Source organism: Colwellia marinimaniae (genome assembly GCF_002207865.1).
Lineage (GTDB): Bacteria > Pseudomonadota > Gammaproteobacteria > Enterobacterales > Alteromonadaceae > Colwellia > Colwellia marinimaniae.
Map to the genome: position 1 here is coordinate 41,839 of NZ_BDQM01000015.1, position 23,100 is coordinate 64,938.

Here is a 23,100-nt window from a genome sequence, read left to right on the forward strand (position 1 = left end):
CATTGACATGAAAATTAAAGGTTTATTTAAGTTACTATCAAATAATTATTAACTTGTTATTTAATTTTTATTAGCTGATAAATGTAACCTAGTAATGGAGTACTGCCGGAGGGGCTTTTAAAAAGAACAGCATATATCCTGCTGGCTAAAACCATGAGCTTTATCAAGCTAAGCGATTAAAACTGGCTTTAATATAGCTAAGGCAAAAAAAAAGCATGTCTTGATGACATGCTTTTCATAGCGATTTAACGCTTAACTAAACAAACGCTAGATTAATAAATCGTGAATATTGACGAGATCTTTTTTACCCGCGATGATTTCATCAGGGGTTAAACCAGATAATTCATGGGGGAACACTAACCATTCATCAGAGGTATGAACAAAGTAATCAGGAGCAAAATCTACTTTTGAATTTTGCGGTTTATACCAAGGACAAGCAACACGAACATCTTGTGGCATATTATTGCGCATATTTTTCTGCAGCTGCTTGATAAGTGCATCTATGCTTCGACCGGAATCAAAGACATCATCAACAATGAGTAAATCATCGCTGGCGTTGGCATTTTCTATAATGTAATGCAGGCCGTGCACTTTAATTTCTTTATTTTGTTTATTGATCCCATAATAAGACGAAGTACGAACGGCAATATGATCAGTTTCCACACCTTTAAAGTCGAAATATTCTTGCACAGCGATACCAATAGGTGCACCACCACGCCATATGCCGACGATAAATTGTGGACGAAAGCCATCTTCAAATACTTTGGCGGCTACACGAAACGAATCTTCTAATAATTCTTGTGCGGTAATAAAATGTTTTTCCATTGCCGAGGAAACCTTTGTTGAAAAAATAATAAGCGTTAATTATAACCTGACTATGGAAAATAGTGTACCGCTAGCAACATTAAAAATGTGACAAAAGTACAGGAACTAACGTGTGCCTTATAAAATAAGCATAAAAATAGCCTTTGTTTTTTGCGCAGGGCAGAGCACAAACGATTAAATTACTTTACCGCTGATCTTGGTGGCAGAGTATTACGCAAGTGGTTACTTTCTGGGTTTATGTGGTTAAAAAGTCACTAGCTGAAAAAGTGCAGGCAGTTTTTCCGGTAAAGGCGGGGGAAAATTTTAACGGCTAAAAAATGATAAAAGGATAAATAGTTAAATAGTTGTTTGACATTGGAGTTAACTCCAAGCTTTATGATGTAAGATATTCATTAAGGCTGGACTTTTACAGAATTTAATACGGGATAGATTATGTATAGGATAGGTGAACTGGCGCAAAAATTATCGGTATCGACAGATACCTTAAGGTATTATGAAAAACATAAATTATTAGCCGCGACCAGTCGTGCCGATAATGGTTACCGTTTATATAATGAGGGAGCACTGAGGATTATGCAGTTTATCATCCGAGCTAAAGCTGTTGGTTTTAGTTTAAAAGAAATCAGTGGCTTACTCTCTATTAAAATTGATAAAGCCAGTCATAGTTGTGCTGAAGTCAAATCATTTACCGAGCAAAAACTTAGCCAAGTAAATAATAAAATAGCCGAGCTGGCATGTTTTAAAGGCTCACTGGAATTATTAGTTGCGGCTTGTTGTGGTGGCGAAGAAGAAGCAACTCACTGTTCAATTTTATCTGCACTGGAGAATGTCGATGCAATTATTAGTAAGTAATTTTTGGCAGTTGTTTGTCCTGTCGGCCCCTTGGTTAATGTTAGGTTTATTGATCGCGGGCTTAATTAATGTTTATCTACCAAAGGATTTCCTCATTAAACACCTAGGCAGTGATGGTCTGCTTACCACGATAAAAGCCGCGCTGATTGGCGCACCTATGCCACTGTGTTCATGTGGCGTTATTCCAGCTGCTTTAGCACTGAGGCGAGCGGGCGCTTCTAAAAGTGCCACCACGGCATTTCTCGTTTCTACCCCAGAAACAGGCATAGACTCGATCTCGGTATCTTATGTGTTACTTGGCCCATTTATGGCCATTATCAGGCCTATTGCTGCGATAACAAGTGCAATTGTCGCGGGGGTTCTGGTTGGTCGTGATAGCAAAGATGAGTTAGTTCAGCATGAAGCTAAAAATAATGATAGCTCTTGTTGTGCGGATAAAGAAGCAAAGCCTGACGTTATAGTCGCTGAGACTAGTGAGCAAACAAGTTGCTGCGCTAAACCAACAGCGGCAACTAAAACCTCATGCTGTGCATCTGAGGCTAAGTTAGCAACAGATGCAGCATTACCACCAGAGTCGCAGCTTGCGCTTCAACAAGAGCCTCAACAAAAGGTAAGCAAAGCATCGGCAGACACTTGTTGCAGTACCAAAGGGGACGAGCATGATTCTGCTCAAGGGTCTGTTTTTAACAAGTTAAAGCAAGCCCTAGCCTTTAGTTGTACTAAGCTGTTAAATGACACGGCAAAATGGTTAATAATTGGTTTGGCATTCGCCGCTCTGGTGCAAACTTATATACCGCTAAGCTTTTTTAGCCAATGGGGTAGCGGTCTATTAGCCATGATTGTAGTGATTTTAATTTCTATCCCTATGTATGTCTGTGCTACCGCATCAACACCTATTGCCGCCGGTTTATTATTGTCGGGTGTTTCACCCGGAGCCGTGTTGGTCTTTATGCTCGCAGGGCCCGCGACAAATATCGCCACCCTTGGCGTGGTAGCAAGTGAGCTGGGTAAGCGGGCGGTAGCCTCTTATTTAACTGGCGTTATTGGTGTTGCTATTGCTTTTGGTTTTTTAACCGATATGTTAGTGGAGCATTTCGACATTGAAGTGGCACCTATGTTAGGGGAACACCATGAAGTGTTGCCCAATTGGTTATCACAATCTTTTGCCTTGATTCTGGTGTTACTGCTAGTGAGATTGTTGGTGTTAAAGTTTGCCCCTAAGAGGCAAGCATTAAAAAGTTAACCAGCAGGGTTACGCAAAAAAAAAGCAGCTAAGTAATAGCTGCTTTTTATTTGTTTTTTTTCATAATTACCTTATGTTAATGTGCTGAGGTAATTATTTCAGCACCGACAATAAATTACTATAATCATCCGTCCAAACTAATGGTTTTTTGGTACTGTGAGGCCAGTTACTAGCGTAACGCCTGACAATAGCATTATTGATGAATGAAGCATTATTCGTTAATAATACCCACTCAGCCTCATTATTATTTTTATCTCTTGTTGTTTTAAAGTATAACGCTTGTTTATTAAATGCGTCGGCAAGTCCAATAGTCAGCCGAGTTAAATCTAAATGACTATTGGATATATGAATAGCTAAAACACCGTCAAATTTTAATTGCTGAAAATAAATAACTAAGGCTTCTACCGTCAGTAAATGGGTCGGTATTGAATCACCAGAAAAAGCATCAACCACTAAAACATCAAAATTGTTATTTTCTTCATTCGCCAATGAAACCCTACCATCACCTAGTATTATTTCAACCTTAGCTTTTGATTTCGACAAATAGCTAAAATGTTTATTTGCCATTAACAGTACATCAGGATTTAATTCATAAAACCTATATTCATCACCAGATTGACCATAAGCGGCCAGAGTTCCCGCACCAAGACCAATAATACCGACCTTTAATGGCAAGGTTGCCCTTATTTGTTCTAACGCAATAGCCACGCCAGTATTTTTACGGTAATAGCTTCTTGGCGTAACATCATAACTAACCTCCTTATTATTAAGGTTAGTAACTAAATATTGAGTGCCATGAGAGGTACTGCCATCAATTAACCTACGCTCTAGAATATTATTAATTTTTACATCTTTCACACTTAAAATACCATAAAAATTCCGACTACTATCGATATTACTTTCGGCAAACAAATTATTAAGGTAGCTAAAAAATACAAATAAAAGCAACGCTGATACTAGGCTTACCCGGGCTAATAATTGGTCACGAAAGAGAACTTTATGGCGATTAACGTCTTGGGCAGAAGTATGTTCCTCAAGGTGATTGTTAACTTGGGAGCAAAAATAAAACAACAAATAAACCGCTAAAATAGCCAAAGGAAACTCTAAAAACTGAGTGAATAAATTTTGAGCGACAAAAGCAACAAAAGCACTACCTAAAAAACCACCTAAAGACATGTTTAAATAAAATAAGGTTAAGTGCTCTATCGATGGTTTAAGTCTTGCTAACTCCCCGTGACAAAGCATGCAAGCAGAAAATAATATCACGCAATAAATAACGACTTGAGAAATAATGTCGAATTGAGAGCCAATAAAAAACATAAAAATAGCAGTAAAAGAGCTAATTACAAATAAAACAAACCAATACCAGCGTACATACCAACGAGGACTATGAAAGCTAATAATAAAAGTAAGCAAATAAATACACAGAGGTAATATCCATAAAAAAGGCATTGGCGGGATATTTTGTGTCATGGCATTAGTCGTTGATACTAATAACACCACCCCAGTGGCGGATAACATCAACCATAAGGCAATCACCGTTTTACTACATTTTTTAACGTCGGTTTTAATATTAGCGGCTAACATATTTGTCGCTAAGTGTGTTTGTTTAAACATGACTAACGCTAAACTGACAAACCCTAAAACAAAAATGGTATAACCAATTGACCAAATGAGTATTTGATTGCTCAGGGTAAATTGTGGCTCAAAAATAAAAGGGTAACTCAACAACGCTAATAAAGAGGCTGTATTGGATAAGGAATAAAGCTTATAAGGTAGCTTGGCACTATCTTTATAGGTCAACCACCTTTGCACTAAGGGCCCGGTTGATGATAATAAAAAATAGGGCAAGCCTATTGAAAGTATTAAAATAAAAACAATTTCAAATAATGGCGAGTCACCCATTATTGTTGATAAATATTGCTTAAAATTGAAATTCAATGCCAGTGGTAAAAACAGCAAACTCATCATCAATAAAGTTACGTGTACTATCACTTGGGTCTTTAACTTATTCAGTTTGGTCAGATAATGTGAATATAAATAGCCTAATAATAAAAAGCCTTGAAAAAACAACAAGCAGGCAGTCCATATTGCCGCCCCACCGCCAAACAAAGGTAAAATCAATTTGGCAATTAATGGTTGAAGTTGAAATAATAAAAACGCTCCAACAAAAATAACAAATAAATACAGCATTTTTCTAATTGTTTTCCTTAGTCAACTGGGGGTAATTAATCTGGGGAGCGAATATTAACTGATAGCTTAGCTTTTTGGTAGTGCTCTAGTTGTCGATTTTCATTCACAATACGTGAGGAAACTATGATCTTGAAGCAAGCACTCAGGGAAATATTTTATAGCAGAATCATATTGAAAAATTACCTTGTTCGCAGCCTATTCACATCTTCAGCCTTACCTGTTCCTGCTGTATTACTTGCTAAAAATAATGAGGTAAAAATAAGCTCTTTCGTTATTTTTCAAGGTAATTGTATAATTCATGCGGGTTAACGATGGACGCCTGACCGCGTATTATTAAACGGAGTAGCGCATGTTTAGTCAGTACAACATAATAGGTTTTATAATTAAAGGCATCTGGCACTTGCAATGATATATCTAATGCTCTTTTATCATGATTTTCCAATGGGTCTGCTGTTGAATGAAAAGCAGCTTTTGAGTTGAACAGAGTCCATTCCCCCCAACATTAGCTGCTATTACTTGTTTTGGCAGATATTTCCGCAATAAAAAAGGCAGTATTTTGGGTTTTACATTTACCTTGTGATTTTTTACTGCCACTGATTTATTGTTCTACCAATAAATCAGTAAATTTATAACCAGTTAAATTATTTATTACCTTTGTAACATAAAACATAAGGCCACCAAGCATTATCATTGATGGTATTGCAATGATTGGATAACTCATTAAGGTCATATGACCAAGTTCTTCATTAAAAGAGACGGTACCTGCTGGACTCGTTACAAGCCAGGTTGCTAATAGATAATTCATTACGGCTGAAAAGATAAACGTTAATGCCAATAACTTATTAGCAAAGCCTATTTTAGCTTTAAATGCCTCGGTCTGCCCTAATTCATGAAGTTTTTCATATATCAGTTCGACCTTAAACATCGATTTATTCAATAATAATTTTGCGATTAAAGGTTTACCATACACACCAGAGAACAGGACAAACACCGCGATTAACGCCGGTATAGAGGCTTCTTTTATTGCGAGCCAATGGACACTTAACTCAAACAACGCAATCCCACCGGTTAATAGGGTACTTAAAAAGCCAAATATAGATATTAGGTTCATTTTTTTAGTTCGAAGGTAATCATAAACGGCATACCCAAGAGGGAATGCTAAGGCTATGATTAATCCTGCTACTACACCGAAATACTCAGGACTGGAAAACTTCATTAGAACCCAAGAAGGTAAGGCTACATTAAATATTATTTCCACGAATGGCTTGTTTTTCGGTTTTTCAGTTGTCATCTTTATTCCGTTCTAAAAATTAAACCTTAATTAGGTTTAAATGCAGTTATCATTGTTTGAGCTGTGGCATCTATATGAGTGTGATCTTCTTGAATAGGAAATAGCTTCTAGCAAATCCCCTCAATTATTTCATAGCTCAGTATTAGATTTTACTTACGTAATAGAGAATATAGCAGAAAGAGGATATAGCAGACACCAGATTATAGCAGGAAGAGGATATAGCATCCATATATGTCTGGTGTTAAAATTTGTGTTTAACGGCTTCAATCTTTGCTAATAATACCTGCACTTTAATTTTATAATTAGGCTGTTCTAACAAAGGTTCAATTCACCACTTCGTGCGTGGTTTTTTACATCTGGCTCTGTCTCTGATGATACAATCAATTTATATAGATAAAACCTAGCTAATCAATACTATTAGTTGGTAAATTACAAGGTTACTCCAATGGAATATAAACAAATTGAATTTAAAAAGATCACTATTGATCACTTAACATGCCAGTCTTGTAGTTCTAAGCAGCATAAAGTTATTGGAAAACTGACTTATGCGTATTTTTATATAGAAAGTATACCCTTTTTCCCAGTTAAAAAATCCATCAATATCGTCTGTAACCAGTGTGATAGCTCTTTTGATGTCGACTCACTTTCATCGTCTGCTTATAAAACACTTAGGAAAAAACTATTCAAATCATATGCCTTGATCCCCATGTATTCTGGCATTATTATGGTTTTACTGGCGTTGTCTTATTGGCAGTATGATAAATATCAGGCCAGTTTTCTCAGTAAAGAATATATTGAAAGCCCTAAAATTAATGATTTTTATTATATTAATCAAACGAGTATTAACGATAAAATAATACCCAATAAAAAGTATGTCTTGGGCAAGGTGGTCAGCCTTACTCCTAACACAGTTTCTTTGGTGTTTTCACGCTTTCTTTTTGAAAACGAGTCCTCTTTAGCAAGTGACATTCGAGGTGCCAAGGTCTTAAATGACAAGTATTTCAATAAAAAGCATCATGTATTTACCCGCGAGAAACTTATTAACCTTTATCAAAACGAGACGGTATTGTTGGTGCTACGTCCGAAAAACTCAAAGTTGTTTGGCACCATAGTACTGACACCAAACCTCGGTGTTAATAGGAAGGTAGAAGGTTATCGTGAAAATAGAATCGGTTTATCTTTTATGTTACGTACTGATATTCAAGCAAATTTAGAAGACGCCGAGAGATTTTTCTTGGAATCGGCCAATAAAGGTTATGTTCAAGGCCAACTTAATTTAGCTCGTTTGTATCTTGACAGCAATAAAATAGACCAAGCATTAGAGTGGTCAAAAATAGCAGCATTAAAAGGCTATGATTTGGCAATAGAATTTTATACTAAACACTGTAGTGTTAGTGAAGATTGCGATGTAGCCGCCTTTAATGCAGAACTCATCGAAGTAGGATTTTAATGAACTGGCTAATAAAAAGTAACTTATTAGGCCAGCCATAATAACTGTTGTCTATTTAAATCAATAAACTAAGCTTAATTTACCTTGGTTAAGTTTAGTGGTTATTATGCCTAAGTCTGAAATTAACTAGGACACTCACTGTTAATAGTTATTCTAACATCAGCTTCTCGGACTTTGATGACTAACTCTTTATTAACAGCAGTATCTGACTTTAGGTGTGTTCATATCAATAATAGTTTGTTATTTTAAGGTAATATGTCATCAGATTGGCTTACTAGGTTATGGTCGAGCAAAGCCTCTAAGTCACCAACAAATAAATTAAATTTGGAGAATAAACAATGGTAAACATGTTAATTACCTATCAACTTAATGACGGTGAGGTTATTGAAATTAATCATCCAGAAGAGTTTGAGTTTAGAGATTTAGATGGAAACAGTTTAGGGAATGCTGAGGTTATCAAACGTCATAATAATGATCTCATATTGGCTGAAGCCGCATTTGTAATCTCAGCCGAACATGAGAAAATTATTATACCAAGCGATGCTGCATTCATGGAATCAAAAGCAGGAGCAAAACAACCGTTTGACTTTAATGGTCTTGTAAAAGTCTGTGGTTTTTCTTCGGTTAAATATAAATTTGATAAACAAGGTGATGAGAGCTCTGATTGGGTTGTCGCTTTTCCTCTGTAATAATTGGGGGCAGAGGCTGAGGTATCCCCACGAATAATTATTAAAATTCAAATGATTAGCATTTATTTTAAAAGTAAATGGAACATTCATGGCATTGGATGATCAGATCTATCGCCAAACAAAACTAACCAAAACCAAGAGTTACCATGAATGCGTCTACTATATTGAATAATTTATTGTCTAATGTCACCCAAAATATGCATAAGGTACGCCGTGATGCGGTTTCTTCTTGTGTACAAAGCTTACTTGCAGGCTCTCACTGCTCAGTGACAAATATCGGCCGAGGAATTAACTCTTCCGCTAAAGAAAAACACAATATTAAACGCTCAGATAGGCTTTGCTCTAACCCTCACTTACAATCAGAATTGCTTAATATTTATCGTGATATTTCATCCCGTTTTATTGCCACAAATAGGCCTGTGATCCATGTTGACTGGTCAGATTTAGATGTATCTAAACGAAACTTTTTAATTAGAGCTTCTGTTGCTTTAGATGGTCGCCCCATCACTGTTTATCAAGAAGTGCACCCGCTTAAAACCAAAGAAAAACCAGCGACACATTTATCATTTTTAGCAAGGCTAAAGTCCATTCTACCTATCGATTGTAAGCCCATTGTTGTTACCGATGCGGGCTTTAAGGCGCCTTGGTTTAGACAAGTGCTAAGTTTAGGGTGGGACTTTTTAGGTCGCACTCGCAAGCCTAACTTTTATATCATTGATGAGCGTGATGATTGGCAATGTATTACAAAAATGTATAAAAAAGCGACTCAAGTACCTAAGTCATTCAACGGCAGTATAACTCGCTATAAACCCTTAAAATGTCGGTTGGTGCTTTACAATAGTCCGGCTAAAGGGCGTCACCACATGAACCGACAGGGAATACCACATGCGTCTTCGCAATCAAAGCAGCATGCTAAGGGAGGCAAGGATCCTTGGCTTATTAGTACATCGTTAAAACAAAAACCTGGATTAGCGAGAAGAGTAGTGGCCATCTATCGAACTAGAATGCAGATTGAAGAAGGCTTTAGAGACATGAAAAGCTCAACTTTCGGGCTAGGTTATAACGCAAGTCAAAGTTACAAACCAGCACGTCTTGCGATATTACTTTTTTTAAATGTTATTGCAAGCTTAGTGCTTATTCTTATTGGTATCGCGGTGGTTTTGATGAAGCAACAGTATCAATATCAGGCGAATACAGTTAAAAATCGTCGCGTTTTGTCGTTTCACTTTATTGGACTAAGAGCGATAGCAGATAAAAAGCTAAAGCTCACGCTGATACATATTCATTACGCACTAGAAAAAATTCATCTTTTAATTAAAGGATGTAGCTATGAATTGTACCTATAAATTCGTGGGGATCCCTCAGGGGCAGAGGTAACGTTAAATAATTTGTCGTCGCCATCGCGACACGTTCAAGCAAGGAAACAAACTCAAGCTAAATAGTAATGAAAAGCTTATCAGACCACTTATATAAATTGTGGTGATTACTAATTATCATGGGTATCTATAAAAATAAGTACCTTGGCGTTTATAACAAATTTCAGGCATAAAAAAACCGCAACTTGTAAAAAAAGTAGCGGTTTCTTATCATAAACAATAGTCTGTCTATGGCCAAATCTAAAAGTTACTAGGTATAACTAATGGATTAAAAAGGTCTTTATTTGGTGGAGCGGGGGGGAATCGAACCCCCGTCCAAAAAGCCTACATCCTCGGTACTACATGTTTAGTCGCTCATTTATTTAACCAATTGGACGCCAAGCGACAGGCTTCGTCATGGTGAGCTCGATACTATTTCGCGGTTCAGTCTCAAGCAAACTTCCCTCGCTAACCTATTTGGGGTGACCATCAATCCTCTAACCAATAGGTGAGATTTCGAGGTGATGGCTAGCCTAAGCGGCTAGTGCGAACGTTTCGTCGTTAGCAATTATAGTTTTACGGCTTTTTACCAGGCCAACCGCCCCTGGACATGCACCTTGGGTTTCGTGAATCTTGTCGAATCCTAGATCCGCCCCAAAGTTTTACAGTTTTCTATTTCTTTTCTAAGTCTAGGCTCGAAATGCCTATAAACACAGTATACAGCGCTTAACTTAAATAGACAACGTGGTATTTTTTAACCACTTGTCGAACAAGTTAACGATCCAAGTTTTTGTTTTTCATTAAACGACCTTTATCAACAGCCCACTCTCGGTCTTTAATATCAGCACGTTTATCGTGATCTTTCTTACCTTTACCTAAATAGAACTCTAGTTTTACCCAACATTGCTTCCAATACATGGCGGTGGCAATCAAAGAATAACCGTCACGTTCAACAGCACCAATAAGTTTATCTAGTTCTCGTTGATTAAGTAATAATTTTCTATCGCGGTTCGGATCACATACAACATGACTAGAGGCCGCATTAAGGGGCATTATTTCAGCACCTAGTAAATAGGCTTCTCGATTTTTTATATGGACGTAACAATCAGAAATGTTAACTTTACCACTTCTTATGCTTTTAACTTCCCAACCTTGCAAACTCATACCCGCTTCAAACTTATCGGTTAGGCTATAGTTGTGCCTAGCCTTTTTATTTAAAGCGATGGTATTGCTATTGGATTTATTTTTAGATTTCTTTTTAGCCATTTTTTGTTCCATTTTTCGTTGCCATAACAAGCAGCAAGCGCGGTGATTATACCGACATAAAGGCTTTTTTACATGGCAAATCAGTGTTTTTTAGAAAAATGACTAGATTAATGCGATTTTAGCTGTGTTTTGTTATGATGGTGCCATTATTTTGTGAGCAATAGGTGAAAAAGGTGAAGAGAGAATGCCAACCATAAGTCGTAGTGCGTTAGTTATGCACAGTGTTGAACAAATGTATCAGTTAATAAATGATATTGTCGCTTACCCTACTTTTTTACCGGATTGTAATGACAGTAAAATTATTTCTCAAGATGATAACACGGTAACTGCAGCCTTACTTGTCTCCAAGGGGGGGTTAAGTAAATGGTTCACTACTAAAAATACTATGATCTCTAATGAAAAAATAAAGCTATCTCTGGTTGATGGACCCTTTAAAAGTCTTGAAGGCTATTGGTTACTAACGCCCTTGTCTGATGACGCTTGCAAAATAAGCTTAGAGTTAGAATATGAGTTTTCAAATAAACTCGTTTCATTAGCCTTTGGTAAAGTTTTTAGCCATTTTAGTAACAGCTTGGTACAAGTGTTTACGCAACGAGCCAAAGAAATATACGGAGTTAATGGTTAATTATGACCGTTGATAGTACGGCGTTAAAACATATTAATGACGTAATAGTCGTGGATAAAGTCAGCATTGAAGTTGTTTATGGTGTTCCGCACAAGCAAAAAATATTAACTTTAGTACTTGCCAAGGGAACTACAGTAGAACAAGCCATTATCGAGTCAGGAATAATTGATTTATTCCCTGAAATAGATTTAAAGGTTAATAAAGTAGGGGTGTGGAATAGGGCGGTAAAACTAGCAGATTTTATCAATGATCTCGATAGAATTGAAGTGTATCGTCCCCTTCTTGCTGACCCTAAAGACGTAAGGAAACGTCGGGCAGAAAAAGCCAAGCGAGAAGGTCGAGCAGATAAAACAACCGGTGGTCGGGTTAACCCACTACGAGTTAAGGCAAAGACCTAGTGACTCAATTTCTGGCTATGTTCAGGCATAGCTTAAGGCAATAAAAAACGGCATAAAGGCCGTTTTTTTATAAGCTTTATTCATTGCTAAATAAGCTAAATGAAGAAAAATTAAGAAAATGGGTTCAACCATCAAGTTAAAGCCAGTTAACTAAAGTGCTATTAATTTTTAATAGCTGCTTTGTTTTCACCCGGCTTATCTTCATCTTGCTTACCCTCAGTGACAACGTCACCTTGTTTAGCATTGAACTTGTTATTAGTGTGTGATTCTTCTTCTTCTTCTCCAGCAGGAGCATTGAACGGGGTATTAAACTTATCAGAAAGTTTAAAATCTCCAGAGGCAGAAACTAACTTGTCGTCGGAAAATTTAATGATAAACTGTTTTCTGACATCGAATTTTTTACCACGGCCCGACTTTAACTTGTAGATATAGCTCCAGGTATCATTATCGAACGCGTCAACGACAACTGGGCTACCTAGAATAAATCTAACTTGTTCCTTAGTCATATCGACTTGTAATTTATCAATACTCTTTTGTTCAAGGTAATTTCCTTGTGGAACATCATAGCGATATACCCAACTAGAGCAGGAAGATAACGTGAGGGCTGTGATAATAATGGCAACACGAAAATACATAAAATTTATTTACCTTTAAGTAGCTCAAAAAAAACAGGCTAAAAGTGTGAGCAGGGATAATACCCAAGCCCAGCATGGATGCAAAGCTATTTATTACATCCGTTAAAAAAACACTAGCTAGATTTCTTGCTGGTTACTAGAAAATAGTTGTTAGTAGGGTTCAATGGTTGCTATGTCGATAGTATGCAAGAGCTATTAGCCTGCTAATAGCTCTTGAGCATTTGCTAAACTGTGCTGAGATATTTTATCACCCGCTAACAAACGGGCAATTTCTTTGACCCGATTTTCTTTACTTAGTTCACTTACCCGAGTTTCTGTCAACTCACCATCGGTTATTTTACTAACAAAAAGTTGTTGGTGGCCTTTACAGGCAACCTGTGGCAAGTGGGTAACACAAATTACTTGGGTGTTTTTAGAGAGTTGTTGTAGTTTTTTACCGACCATAGCGGCGGTCGGCCCGCTAATACCAACATCTACTTCATCAAATATGAGTGTTGGGGTAATAACTTTATCGGCTAAAATCACCTGCATGGCTAGGCTGATACGTGACAATTCTCCCCCTGAAGCAACTTTGTGCATAGCCTCAAGTACTTGACCTGGGTTAATACTGACTTTAAAACTGATAATATCAGCGCCATTGCTATTGATGACTTCTTTACCACTGCCAGCTTGCTTATTGCTTTCGATAGCAATATAGAATTGTCCATGGGGCATATTCAATTCTTGCATGCTTTTGCTGATGCGCTTACTGAGACTTTTAGCTGATTTTATTCTTGAACTTGATAATACCTCTGCGCTGTCATAATAATGCTGCTTAGTCTGTTCTAACTCTTCAATAATAGTATTAATTCGCGTCTCATCACCAGATATTGATGCCAGTTGTTGTTTTAATTCGCTATGAAAAGTAACTAAATTTTCTGGTGAAAGTTGATGTTTCTTGGCTAATTGCAAAGCCGTGGAGTATCGTTCCTCTATGATGGCGTAACTTTGTGGATCTAATTCTAATTGTTGGTAATAGTGTGTTAAATCGTTATTTGCTTCATCTAATTGAATGAGGGTATTGCTTAGTATCGTGGCGACATCGTTTAATTGCTTATCAACCCGCGCTATTGAGTTGATGTTTTCACTGCATTCTCTTAGCGCGTCCAAAATATTAAAATTATCATTTTCAGAGAGCAGTTGTAATGAGCTTAGGGTTGTATCAAGTAAGTCTTGGGCATTACTGTGTCTTTTATAGTCTTGCTCTAAGGTTGTAAACTCATCGGGTTGTAAAGAGAACTCATCGAGTTCAGTCACTTGATATTGAATGAGTTGCTGCTCAGCTTCCCGTTGCTGTTTACTTTGTTGCAGTGTTTCTAATTCTTTATTGAGTTTATGCCATTGCTGTGAATAATGTTTTACTTCACTAAGTAGTGTTGGATGATTAGCATAATTATCGAGTAAGCGGCACTGTTGGCTAGCTTTAACAATGAGTTGATGATCGTGTTGACCATGGATATTAATTAATAGTTGCCCAATTTCTTTTAACTGAACTAACGGCACTTGGCTGCCATTAATATAAGACCTTGACCGCCCTTCAGCCGATATAACACGACGAAGTATGCACTCACTGTCATGTTCTGACACCAGCTCATGCAGTTTTAACCAGGCTTTTGCCATTTTATTTTTCTTGATATCAAACGTTGCCGCTAAATCGGCTTTTTTGCAATTTGGCCTAACAATATTTGTTGTTGCTCTGTCGCCTAGACATAAACCCAGCGCACCAATGGCAATTGATTTACCCGCACCCGTTTCACCGGTAATTGTCGTCATACCCGCTTGCCAATCAATATCTAATGAACGGACAATGGCAAAATTTTGAATGTTAAGTTGCAGCAGCATAGTTAACCTTATTAAGCATGAATAAAAAACCAGTACCTGTTAATTTATACAGTTATTGGTTTTTATTCAAGCTTATTTGTAACTATTTGCTTGTTTTTTGATAAGGTTATTCTTTTCTACCAGTGCATGATGCTGATTAATATAGCTTATTACCCCAGCTTAATTTATTTCGTAAAACGTTAAAATAGTTGTGATCAAGGGGGTGAATTAAACGAATACTGCATTCACTCTTTTTAATAATAACTTCATCGCCGGGCATTACCGATAAAATGACATGGCCATCGCAACTTACTTGTAAATTTTCATGGTTATCATTGGCAAGTATCAATTTGATTTCACTATTACCATCGACAACAATAGGGCGACTTGTTAGGGTATGAGGAAACATAGGCACCAGTGACAGTGCATTTAAATTAGGCGTTAAAATCGGTCCACCAGCAGACATAGAATAAGCGGTTGAGCCGGTAGGTGTTGAAACAATGAGGCCGTCAGAGCGCTGACTAAACATAAAAACGTCATCAATATAGACTTCAAATTCGATCATGCTAGCAACTTTCCCGGCATGAAGTACCGCTTCATTAACGGCACTATTAGAGCTTTTCAGTTTTCCATGGCGATACACTTCAGCTTCAATGATAAAGCGCTGTTCACTGCGAGACTTACCCGCTAATATTTGTGCTAAAGGTTCGATAAGTTCATTCGGTGAAAGATCGGTTAGAAAGCCTAAATTACCGCGGTTCACGCCAATAACACCAATGTCATAACAAGCCAGTACCCGTGCTGCGCCAAGCATATAACCATCACCACCGATAACAATTGCCAGATCAGCTTGCTCGCCAATGTCAGTCAGTTTACCCGTTGTCATGTTTTTTATATCGAGTGATTGTGCCACCGAATGCTCAACAAGCACTTGATAGTTATTCGCTAATAAATAGTCATGCAAAGTTTTTATTGTGGCACTTGCGCCATCATGATTTGGTTTGCCAATAAGGCCAATAGTTGTATAGAGTTGAGCCATAACGATAATTTACTTAGTTTGCTAGGTATAGGAGCAGTTTCGCTGGATTTTATCCACTTGTAAAGTTCACTTTTTTATAAAATGTCTTAAATCACGCTTGAATCCTTTTTTACAGCCCCCATAATGTCACCAATAGTTATAAAATTGAGGTTTTTCCATGACAACAAAGTCAACACCAACTAACGATGAGAAAGTAAGCAGCCCTGAGCAAGATATTAGCCCTGAGCAAGATATTAGCGCTGAGCAATTAGCAGATGACATTGTAAAAGAAGCCGAAGAGCAGGTAGAAGAGCAACATGAACATGCTCATGAAGTGCTCAGTGAAGAGCAAGAGAAAATTAACGAGCTAGAGTTGGCGGTCGCTACAGCAGAATCTACCGTTGCTGATCAAAAAGATTCGGTTATTCGTGCGAAAGCAGAAGTGGATAATATTCGCCGCCGTGCTGCTCAAGATGTTGAGAAAGCGCGTAAATTCGCCTTAGAAAAATTTGCTGGTGAGATGTTAGCAAGCGTTGATAATTTAGAACGTGCTTTACAAAGTATCGATAGAGAAGATGAAAGTAACAAAGATATTATCGAAGGTGTTGAATTAACCCTGCAAGGTTTAATTTCGTCATTAGAAAAATTTGGCGTTATTGCGGTTGATCCACAAGACCAACCTTTTAACCCGGAACTTCATCAAGCTATGTCTATGCAAGAAGCGCCGGATGTAGCACCAAACACAGTTATTGCCGTAATGCAAAAGGGCTATGAGTTAAATGGTCGTTTAATCCGTCCTGCTATGGTGATGGTCTCTAAAGCAGCACCTAGCGTAGACACTACTGCTTAGTAGCGGGTTTTTATTGTTGCTGTAAAACTCAATTTATATAGCAAGTGTACTCACAAATTCTTCGGGAACTAATTTGAACATCCGAAGGATGGCCTGAAAGGCGGAATACAGGATGTATGGAGTATTGACTAACGTCAGCTCAGTGCATTTACCTTTTAATTGAGCCATACAGCTTAACGTTGAACGCTACTGCGTTAGTCGAATAAGGTAGATTGTAGTTAAAAAATCCAGACAAATGTCTGGTTTTTTTATGTTGTTATATAAAGAAAAAATAATATTTATTGTTTTATTTATTAGGAATAGTTGAAAAGCATTTTGCTGACCCCACTTACTATTCAACAAACAATTTAATTAATATTACTTTATCTTTTTCAGATAAAGACTAATGAATAGGAGCTCCCAAGATGGGCAAAATAATCGGTATTGACCTAGGAACAACTAACTCATGTGTTGCAGTTTTAGACGGCGACAGTGTACGTGTTATTGAAAATGCTGAAGGCGATCGTACCACCCCTTCAATCATTGGTTATACAGCTGAAGGTGAAATTTTAGTAGGTCAACCTGCTAAACGTCAATCAGTGACTAACCCTGAAAATACTTTATATGCTATCAAGCGTTTAATTGGTCGTCGTTTTGAAGACGAAGAAACTCAACGTGATATTAAAATCATGCCATTTGGCATTGTTAAAGCTGACAACGGTGATGCTTGGGTTGAAGTAAAAGGCAACAAAATTGCGCCACCACAAGTATCTGCTGAAGTATTAAAGAAAATGAAAAAAACGGCAGAAGATTTTCTTGGTGAAACAGTCACTGAAGCTGTTATTACCGTTCCTGCTTATTTTAATGATTCACAACGTCAAGCAACTAAAGATGCGGGTCGTATCGCCGGTCTTGATGTTAAACGTATTATCAACGAGCCGACAGCCGCTGCTCTTGCTTATGGCATGGACAAACAAGAAGGCGATAAGGTTATTGCCGTATACGACTTAGGTGGCGGTACTTTCGATATTTCAATTATTGAAATTGATGAAATGGACGGCGAGCACACCTTTGAAGTATTAGCGACCAATGGTGATACTCACTTAGGTGGTGAAGATTTTGATAACCGTTTAATCAACTATCTTGTTGCTGAATTCAAGAAAGATCAAGGCATGGACTTAACGTCTGATCCATTAGCGATGCAACGTTTGAAAGAAGCGGCAGAAAAAGCGAAATGTGAGCTTTCTTCAGCACAACAAACGGATGTTAACTTACCTTACATCACTGCTGATGCCTCAGGTCCTAAGCACATGAACATCAAAGTAACGCGCGCTAAATTAGAGTCGTTAGTTGAAGACATGGTAAAAGCAACCTTAGAGCCATTAAGAAAAGCTCTTAAAGATGCCGACTTAACCGTAGATGACATCGATGATGTTATCATGGTAGGTGGTCAATCACGCATGCCTATGGTGCAAAAAGCGGTTACAGATTTCTTTGGTAAAGAGCCACGTAAAGACGTTAACCCAGATGAAGCAGTAGCGTGTGGTGCTGCGATTCAAGCGGGTGTTCTTTCTGGTGAAGTTACCGATGTATTACTTTTAGATGTTACGCCATTATCATTAGGTATTGAAACCGCCGGTGGAGTAATGACCAATGTTATTGATAGAAACACTACTATTCCTACTAAGCAATCACAAACGTTCTCAACGGCTGATGATAATCAATCAGCGGTAACGGTACATGTGTGTCAAGGTGAGCGTAAGCAAGCCTCAGCGAACAAGTCTTTAGGTCAATTTAACCTTGAAGGTATTCCAGCTGCACCACGTGGTCAACCGCAAATCGAAGTAACTTTCGATATTGATGCCGATGGTATTTTGCATGTAACGGCAAAAGATAAAAATACGGGTAAAGAGCAAAAAATTGTTATTAAAGCCTCTTCAGGTTTATCGGATGAAGAAGTAGAGCAAATGGTGCGTGACGCTGAAGCTAACGCGGATGCTGATGCTAAATTTGAAGAATTAGTACAAGTACGTAACCAAGCTGATGGTATGATTCACTCTACTCGCAAGCAAATTGAAGAAGCAGGTGATGAGTTACCAAGTGAAGACAAAGAGAAAATTGAAACAGCATTGACTGAGCTTGAAGACGTGGTTAAAGGTGATGACAAAGAAGCGATTGATAGCAAAACTCAAGCGTTAATGGAAGCATCAGCTAAATTAATGGAAATTACTCAAGCTAAGCAACAAGCACAAGCTGCTCCTGAAGGTGCTGAGCAAGCAACGGATGCTGCTGCACCTGCAGACGACGTTGTAGACGCTGAATTTGAAGAAGTTAAAGACGACAAGTAAGTCAGTTAAAAAGCTTGTCGCTAGTTAGCTCCATTACGACGTTGTCAGACTCACTTGGTAAACCAAGCTCCGTGCTTCCGCCTTGTACTGAAACTAACTAGCTTAAAGCTTATTTAACTTTGCTTTATAACGTCTTATGAAAGCGTCGATATTTTTCGGCGCTTTTTGTGTGTTAGTAGAGAAAAAAGTAATTTTTATTTGGTGCTGATTTTCTTGATTTTTTATCGATAAATTCCGAAAAATGAAGAAAATTAGCCTCAATCAACTTGAAGTAAAGAAACAGATTTATGTCAAAACGTGATTATTATGAAACCTTAGGGGTTAGCCAAAGCGCCACTGAGAAAGAAGTCAAAAAAGCCTATAAAAAATTAGCCATGAAGTATCACCCAGACAGGACTCAAGGTGATAAGGTTAAAGAAGAAACCTTTAAAGAAGTTAAAGAGGCCTATGAGATCCTCAATGATGATCAAAAACGTGCTGCTTATGATCAATATGGCCATGCGGCTTTTGAGCAAGGTGGTCGCGGTGGTGGTGGCGGCGGCGGTGGTTTTGCCCAAGATTTCGGTGATGTTTTTGGTGATATTTTTGGTGGCGGCGGTCGTGGACGTCAGCGCCAACAACGTGGCTCAGACTTACGTTATAATGTAGATTTAACCCTTGAAGCGGCGGTTAAGGGTAAAAGCTTAGAAATTAAAGTACCTACCTTTGTCAGTTGTGAGCCGTGTGATGGCTCTGGTGCTAAAAGGGGCACTTCTGCTAGAACTTGTAGCACTTGTCATGGTCACGGCCAAGTACAGATGCGTCAGGGCTTATTTGCCGTACAGCAAACGTGTCCTACCTGTAGTGGTAAGGGCAAAGTTATTAGCGAAAAATGTACCTCATGTCGCGGTCAAGGTCGTGTTGAGAAAACTAAAACTTTATCCGTTAAAATTCCACCGGGTGTTGATACCGGTGATAGAATTCGTTTATCTGGTGAAGGCGAAGCCGGTGAACATGGTGCACCTGCGGGCGACTTATATGTGCAAGTTAATGTCCGTGATCACGAAATATTTGTTCGTGATGAAAATCACTTATATTGTGAAGTCCCGATTAGTTTTGTTACCGCAGCCTTAGGTGGTGATATTGAAGTACCAACATTAGGTGGTAAGGTTAAGCTGAAGATACCTAAAGAAACACAAACAGGTAAAATGTTCCGCTTACGTGGTAAAGGTGTTAAGTCGGTACGTAGCACTTCTACCGGTGATTTAATGTGTAAAGTGGTACTTGAAACACCCGTTAACTTATCCGGCGATCAAGTGGATCTATTACGTCAATTAGAAGAGAAAATGGCCAATAGTAGTAAAAAACATAGCCCAAAAGAAACTGGATTTTTTGATGGTGTTAAACGCTTTTTTGATGACCTCAAAAACTAACCTATTCGCTCATTGATAATATAAATCCCGCGTTATTAAATAATAGCGCGGGATTTTTTATGGCTTAACTTTTATTTACATTTAATACCAATGTCATTAAATTATAGCCCACTTGTGCTGGTTAAAATACTCCAAGGCGGCGTTGCTCTCAATCCCAATAACCGCTATTGGTCAATCGAGCGCCTTGCCCTGATTTATTTTCCCTACACACAACAAGATCACAAACTTAATGAAAATGGTATAATAGGCAATTGTTACTCGTCAAAATTCGGTAATATGCCACTGCGGCTATGCTCAAAAACCAGTGATGTTTCTACCGTTGTTACTTCTTCGCGAGAAGTAATATTTTTGAAAACAAATTGACGTAAATGCTCACTATCTTTTACTGACATATGAATGTAGTAGTCATAGCTACCACCCATATGGTATAAATTTAATATTTCAGGGTACATTAATAAATCATCGCGTAGGCTATTAACAATTTCTTCTGAATAGGGTTGCAAACGAATAGCGGCAATGGCCTCTATATTACCGCCAATAGTTTTTAAGTTAACATCGATAAATGCCCCCTTTATAACGCCACTTTGTTTTAAGCGCTTTACTCGCTCTAAACACGTTGAGGGCGCAATACCTATTTGGGCTGCAAGTTCTTTATTGGTAATATCTGCATCATCATAAAGTATGGTTAATACTTGTAAATCGATGCTATCAAGCTTTTTCATTAGTCACCTGTAAATTTAATAGCGCTACTTTAGTTAAATATTACACTTAATGGTGGTAGTGAGACTAGTGTAATATAGTAGTAATTTGAATTTTTGACGTTAAAAGTGAAAGTATCCGAATTATTTTTATATTTAAGCCGATATTCTGCTGTTATAACGTGATAAAATTGTTACAAACTTTCACAATGATAATGTTTGCCAGTACCTGCCATTGTGACATATTATGACATAATACTATGGATATCTTTTCCTCCTCAATAGCATAAGCAAAAAAAGGACAACTATGCCAATTTCTACCATTGATACATTTCTGAAAAAAGAATCTGCCAGCGGCATTATATTAATGTTCGCTGCAGTTTTTGCCATGATCTTAGCCAACTCTCCATGGGCTCATTGGTATGCTTTATTACTTGATGTACCCGTTGTTGTTTCCGTAGGAAAACTTGAAATTGCTAAACCTTTATTACTTTGGATTAATGATGGTTTAATGGCGTTGTTTTTCTTTCTCATCGGCTTGGAATTAAAACGTGAATTCTTAGAAGGGGATTTATCACAGCCAGGACAAATTACTTTACCTGCCGTTGGCGCGTTAGGTGGTATGGCAATACCCGCATTATGTTATGTGGCATTGAACTATGATAACCCGAATGCGATAAATGGTTGGGCTATTCCAACCGCTACGGATATAGCTTTTGCTCTAGGTATTTTAGCGATTATTGGCTCGAAAGTACCGTTACAGTTAAAAGTGTTTTTAACCTCGTTGGCTATTTTTGATGATTTAGGTGCGATTGTGATCATTGCCCTGTTTTATACTGAGCAATTATCTATGTTGTCTTTAGTGATAGCAGCCGCGATGTTAACGATTTTATTTACCCTGAATCGTTATAACATTACCAGTACCTCGCCTTATATCTTTATTGGCGTGATTTTGTGGATCGCCGTGTTAAAATCGGGCGTGCATGCAACCTTAGCCGGTGTTGCGTTAGCCTTTTTTATTCCGATGAAAGGTAAGGGTGATGAACCGTCACCCCTTAAATCGTTAGAGGAAAACTTACATACCACCATTGCTTTTGTGGTCTTGCCTATTTTTGCTTTTGCCAATGCGGGTATCAGTTTTGCAGGTGTTGGACTAGAGCAAATTACATCACCGGTACCACTGGGTATTATTTTAGGTTTAGTGGTTGGTAAGCAAGTTGGTGTCTTTGGTTTTTGTTTTATTGCCATTAAATTAGGTTTTGCCAAATTACCAACCAATGTTAACTGGAAATTATTGTACGGTGTCTCGCTACTCTGTGGTGTTGGTTTTACCATGAGCTTATTCATCGGTTCATTGGCCTTCGAGCAAAGCGCTAACTCGCCAATTTTCCAAGATAGATTAGGTATTGTCATCGGCTCACTTATTTCCGGTATTATCGGTTACTTTGTTATTAAGAGCGCGGTGAAAAAATTATAAATAGCGGTGTTCACTTGCGTAAATAATTAAAAATGGCGATGGTATCATCGTCATTTTTCGTTACAATAGCCGGTAATAATTTCAGTAAATAAACGTCGTCATGCTGCAGCACAATTACCAAGATCTCATCGCTCTATTCGAGCAAGTTTTTTTTCAGCAATATAATACTCGCTTAATCAAAGGTGCTGATGAACCTTTGTATGCACCTGCTGATGAAAACTGTGCTTACCATCAGATAATCTTTGCCCACGGCTATTATGCTAGCGCTTTTCATGAGATTGCTCATTGGTGCCATGCGGGGGAGAAAAGGCGTTTATTAGAAGATTTTGGTTATTGGTATATCCCCGATGGGCGTGATCAAGCGCAGCAGCTTAAATTTGAACAAGTAGAAATAAAACCACAGGCAATAGAGTGGGCGTTTTGTGTTGCCGTAGGGAAAAAATTTGATGTCTCGGTAGATAACTTATCTGGCACGGGCAATACTGACCGTATTGCCTTTAAACTGGCTGTTTATCAGCAAGTGGCAAGGTATTTAAGCTCAGGCTTCCCCCACGATGCACAATTATATATCGCAGCGCTGGCTGATTTTTATCAAACGCCATTACCATTAACTCGAGCGCACTTTGCGCTGTAGCA

The 23,100-nt window shown here is 38.0% G+C and carries 20 protein-coding genes and 1 other RNA gene; 12 read left to right on the plus strand and 9 right to left on the minus strand.

All coding sequences use genetic code 11. The annotated features are described in order from the left end of the window. Nucleotides 1–267: 267 nt before the first annotated feature. Nucleotides 268–825, minus strand: a complete 558-nt coding sequence (locus tag MTCD1_RS10535) for a phosphoribosyltransferase (RefSeq protein ID WP_057181793.1) — start codon at nucleotides 823–825, stop codon at nucleotides 268–270. A gap of 432 nt (nucleotides 826–1,257) precedes the next feature. Between MTCD1_RS10535 and zntR the strand changes: the two genes are divergently transcribed. Then, complete coding sequence (gene zntR / locus MTCD1_RS10540) at nucleotides 1,258–1,677, plus strand: Zn(2+)-responsive transcriptional regulator (protein ID WP_057181792.1); 420 nt, start codon at nucleotides 1,258–1,260, stop codon at nucleotides 1,675–1,677. Then, entirely contained in the window at nucleotides 1,658–2,920 is a 1,263-nt protein-coding gene (locus MTCD1_RS10545; RefSeq protein WP_057181791.1) for an SO_0444 family Cu/Zn efflux transporter, read from the plus strand. Before zntR ends, MTCD1_RS10545 begins: the two co-directional genes overlap by 20 nt. A gap of 93 nt (nucleotides 2,921–3,013) precedes the next feature. Here MTCD1_RS10545 and MTCD1_RS10550 read toward each other — a convergent pair whose 3' ends face one another. Then, nucleotides 3,014–5,113: a spermidine synthase gene (locus MTCD1_RS10550; protein ID WP_057181790.1), complete on the minus strand. Its 2,100-nt coding sequence runs from the start codon at nucleotides 5,111–5,113 to the stop codon at nucleotides 3,014–3,016. 598 nt (nucleotides 5,114–5,711) lie between these two features. Further along, nucleotides 5,712–6,404 (minus strand): VC0807 family protein, encoded by a 693-nt coding sequence (locus MTCD1_RS10555; protein ID WP_057181789.1) that lies wholly within the window; start codon nucleotides 6,402–6,404, stop codon nucleotides 5,712–5,714. A 445-nt stretch (nucleotides 6,405–6,849) separates the two neighbouring features. Between MTCD1_RS10555 and MTCD1_RS10560 the strand changes: the two genes are divergently transcribed. The 3 genes from MTCD1_RS10560 (at nucleotide 6,850) to MTCD1_RS10570 (ending at nucleotide 9,889) form a co-directional block, all read left to right on the plus strand. Next, the gene (locus MTCD1_RS10560) at nucleotides 6,850–7,854 is read left to right on the plus strand and encodes an SEL1-like repeat protein (RefSeq protein WP_057181788.1); all 1,005 of its coding nucleotides are present in this window, start codon (nucleotides 6,850–6,852) and stop codon (nucleotides 7,852–7,854) included. A gap of 347 nt (nucleotides 7,855–8,201) precedes the next feature. After that, on the plus strand, nucleotides 8,202–8,543 hold the full coding sequence (locus MTCD1_RS10565; protein WP_231733070.1) for a hypothetical protein: 342 nt from the start codon (nucleotides 8,202–8,204) through the stop codon (nucleotides 8,541–8,543). Between the two features lie 146 nt (nucleotides 8,544–8,689). Then, entirely contained in the window at nucleotides 8,690–9,889 is a 1,200-nt protein-coding gene (locus MTCD1_RS10570) for an IS4 family transposase (protein WP_057181786.1), read from the plus strand. Between the two features lie 315 nt (nucleotides 9,890–10,204). Here MTCD1_RS10570 and ssrA read toward each other — a convergent pair. Together ssrA and smpB are read right to left on the minus strand one after the other, a co-directional pair. After that, nucleotides 10,205–10,554, minus strand: a transfer-messenger RNA (tmRNA) gene (gene ssrA / locus MTCD1_RS10575). Nucleotides 10,555–10,672: 118 nt separating this feature from the next. Beyond that, nucleotides 10,673–11,164 (minus strand): SsrA-binding protein SmpB, encoded by a 492-nt coding sequence (gene smpB, locus MTCD1_RS10580; protein ID WP_057181831.1) that lies wholly within the window; start codon nucleotides 11,162–11,164, stop codon nucleotides 10,673–10,675. A gap of 184 nt (nucleotides 11,165–11,348) precedes the next feature. Between smpB and MTCD1_RS10585 the strand changes: the two genes are divergently transcribed. Together MTCD1_RS10585 and MTCD1_RS10590 are read left to right on the plus strand one after the other, a co-directional pair. Continuing rightward, nucleotides 11,349–11,789 carry a type II toxin-antitoxin system RatA family toxin gene (locus tag MTCD1_RS10585; RefSeq protein ID WP_057181785.1) on the plus strand — a complete coding sequence of 147 codons (441 nt, stop codon included), beginning with the start codon at nucleotides 11,349–11,351 and terminating at the stop codon, nucleotides 11,787–11,789. Between the two features lie 2 nt (nucleotides 11,790–11,791). Next, entirely contained in the window at nucleotides 11,792–12,187 is a 396-nt protein-coding gene (locus tag MTCD1_RS10590; protein ID WP_057181784.1) for an RnfH family protein, read from the plus strand. 161 nt (nucleotides 12,188–12,348) lie between these two features. Here the strand turns inward: MTCD1_RS10590 and MTCD1_RS10595 are convergent, their stop codons facing one another. From MTCD1_RS10595 to nadK, 3 genes are all read right to left on the minus strand, one after another. Beyond that, nucleotides 12,349–12,822, minus strand: a complete 474-nt coding sequence (locus MTCD1_RS10595; protein WP_057181783.1) for an outer membrane protein assembly factor BamE — start codon at nucleotides 12,820–12,822, stop codon at nucleotides 12,349–12,351. 195 nt (nucleotides 12,823–13,017) lie between these two features. Beyond that, a complete protein-coding gene (recN, locus tag MTCD1_RS10600; RefSeq protein ID WP_057181782.1) occupies nucleotides 13,018–14,703 on the minus strand; it encodes a DNA repair protein RecN in 1,686 nt (561 codons plus the stop codon). Between the two features lie 136 nt (nucleotides 14,704–14,839). Next, nucleotides 14,840–15,721: an NAD(+) kinase gene (gene nadK, locus MTCD1_RS10605; protein WP_057181781.1), complete on the minus strand. Its 882-nt coding sequence runs from the start codon at nucleotides 15,719–15,721 to the stop codon at nucleotides 14,840–14,842. A 157-nt stretch (nucleotides 15,722–15,878) separates the two neighbouring features. On the opposite strand from nadK, the gene grpE reads away from it, so the two are divergent. From grpE to dnaJ, 3 genes are all read left to right on the plus strand, one after another. Beyond that, nucleotides 15,879–16,550 carry a nucleotide exchange factor GrpE gene (gene grpE / locus MTCD1_RS10610; protein WP_057181780.1) on the plus strand — a complete coding sequence of 224 codons (672 nt, stop codon included), beginning with the start codon at nucleotides 15,879–15,881 and terminating at the stop codon, nucleotides 16,548–16,550. Nucleotides 16,551–16,954: 404 nt separating this feature from the next. Continuing rightward, nucleotides 16,955–18,877: a molecular chaperone DnaK gene (dnaK, locus tag MTCD1_RS10615; RefSeq protein WP_057181779.1), complete on the plus strand. Its 1,923-nt coding sequence runs from the start codon at nucleotides 16,955–16,957 to the stop codon at nucleotides 18,875–18,877. Between the two features lie 287 nt (nucleotides 18,878–19,164). Further along, the gene (gene dnaJ / locus MTCD1_RS10620; RefSeq protein WP_057181778.1) at nucleotides 19,165–20,289 is read left to right on the plus strand and encodes a molecular chaperone DnaJ; all 1,125 of its coding nucleotides are present in this window, start codon (nucleotides 19,165–19,167) and stop codon (nucleotides 20,287–20,289) included. 254 nt (nucleotides 20,290–20,543) lie between these two features. Here dnaJ and MTCD1_RS10625 read toward each other — a convergent pair whose 3' ends face one another. Next, the gene (locus tag MTCD1_RS10625) at nucleotides 20,544–21,011 is read right to left on the minus strand and encodes an Lrp/AsnC family transcriptional regulator (protein WP_057181777.1); all 468 of its coding nucleotides are present in this window, start codon (nucleotides 21,009–21,011) and stop codon (nucleotides 20,544–20,546) included. Nucleotides 21,012–21,294: 283 nt separating this feature from the next. Between MTCD1_RS10625 and nhaA the strand changes: the two genes are divergently transcribed. Continuing rightward, nucleotides 21,295–22,464 carry a Na+/H+ antiporter NhaA gene (gene nhaA, locus MTCD1_RS10630; RefSeq protein WP_057181776.1) on the plus strand — a complete coding sequence of 390 codons (1,170 nt, stop codon included), beginning with the start codon at nucleotides 21,295–21,297 and terminating at the stop codon, nucleotides 22,462–22,464. A 100-nt stretch (nucleotides 22,465–22,564) separates the two neighbouring features. Then, the gene (locus MTCD1_RS10635; protein WP_057181775.1) at nucleotides 22,565–23,098 is read left to right on the plus strand and encodes an elongation factor P hydroxylase; all 534 of its coding nucleotides are present in this window, start codon (nucleotides 22,565–22,567) and stop codon (nucleotides 23,096–23,098) included. Nucleotides 23,099–23,100 lie beyond the last annotated feature (2 nt).

What these genes read in the sequence shown, in the direction of transcription:
- MTCD1_RS10535 (WP_057181793.1), bottom strand. Translation starts at nt 825, where the DNA reads ATGGAAAAACATTTTATTACCGCACAAGAATTATTAGAAGATTCGTTT.
- zntR (WP_057181792.1), top strand. Translation starts at nt 1,258, where the DNA reads ATGTATAGGATAGGTGAACTGGCGCAAAAATTATCGGTATCGACAGAT.
- MTCD1_RS10545 (WP_057181791.1), top strand. Translation starts at nt 1,658, where the DNA reads ATGCAATTATTAGTAAGTAATTTTTGGCAGTTGTTTGTCCTGTCGGCC.
- MTCD1_RS10550 (WP_057181790.1), bottom strand. Translation starts at nt 5,113, where the DNA reads ATGCTGTATTTATTTGTTATTTTTGTTGGAGCGTTTTTATTATTTCAA.
- MTCD1_RS10555 (WP_057181789.1), bottom strand. Translation starts at nt 6,404, where the DNA reads ATGACAACTGAAAAACCGAAAAACAAGCCATTCGTGGAAATAATATTT.
- MTCD1_RS10560 (WP_057181788.1), top strand. Translation starts at nt 6,850, where the DNA reads ATGGAATATAAACAAATTGAATTTAAAAAGATCACTATTGATCACTTA.
- MTCD1_RS10565 (WP_231733070.1), top strand. Translation starts at nt 8,202, where the DNA reads ATGTTAATTACCTATCAACTTAATGACGGTGAGGTTATTGAAATTAAT.
- MTCD1_RS10570 (WP_057181786.1), top strand. Translation starts at nt 8,690, where the DNA reads ATGAATGCGTCTACTATATTGAATAATTTATTGTCTAATGTCACCCAA.
- smpB (WP_057181831.1), bottom strand. Translation starts at nt 11,164, where the DNA reads ATGGCTAAAAAGAAATCTAAAAATAAATCCAATAGCAATACCATCGCT.
- MTCD1_RS10585 (WP_057181785.1), top strand. Translation starts at nt 11,349, where the DNA reads ATGCCAACCATAAGTCGTAGTGCGTTAGTTATGCACAGTGTTGAACAA.
- MTCD1_RS10590 (WP_057181784.1), top strand. Translation starts at nt 11,792, where the DNA reads ATGACCGTTGATAGTACGGCGTTAAAACATATTAATGACGTAATAGTC.
- MTCD1_RS10595 (WP_057181783.1), bottom strand. Translation starts at nt 12,822, where the DNA reads ATGTATTTTCGTGTTGCCATTATTATCACAGCCCTCACGTTATCTTCC.
- recN (WP_057181782.1), bottom strand. Translation starts at nt 14,703, where the DNA reads ATGCTGCTGCAACTTAACATTCAAAATTTTGCCATTGTCCGTTCATTA.
- nadK (WP_057181781.1), bottom strand. Translation starts at nt 15,721, where the DNA reads ATGGCTCAACTCTATACAACTATTGGCCTTATTGGCAAACCAAATCAT.
- grpE (WP_057181780.1), top strand. Translation starts at nt 15,879, where the DNA reads ATGACAACAAAGTCAACACCAACTAACGATGAGAAAGTAAGCAGCCCT.
- dnaK (WP_057181779.1), top strand. Translation starts at nt 16,955, where the DNA reads ATGGGCAAAATAATCGGTATTGACCTAGGAACAACTAACTCATGTGTT.
- dnaJ (WP_057181778.1), top strand. Translation starts at nt 19,165, where the DNA reads ATGTCAAAACGTGATTATTATGAAACCTTAGGGGTTAGCCAAAGCGCC.
- MTCD1_RS10625 (WP_057181777.1), bottom strand. Translation starts at nt 21,011, where the DNA reads ATGAAAAAGCTTGATAGCATCGATTTACAAGTATTAACCATACTTTAT.
- nhaA (WP_057181776.1), top strand. Translation starts at nt 21,295, where the DNA reads ATGCCAATTTCTACCATTGATACATTTCTGAAAAAAGAATCTGCCAGC.
- MTCD1_RS10635 (WP_057181775.1), top strand. Translation starts at nt 22,565, where the DNA reads ATGCTGCAGCACAATTACCAAGATCTCATCGCTCTATTCGAGCAAGTT.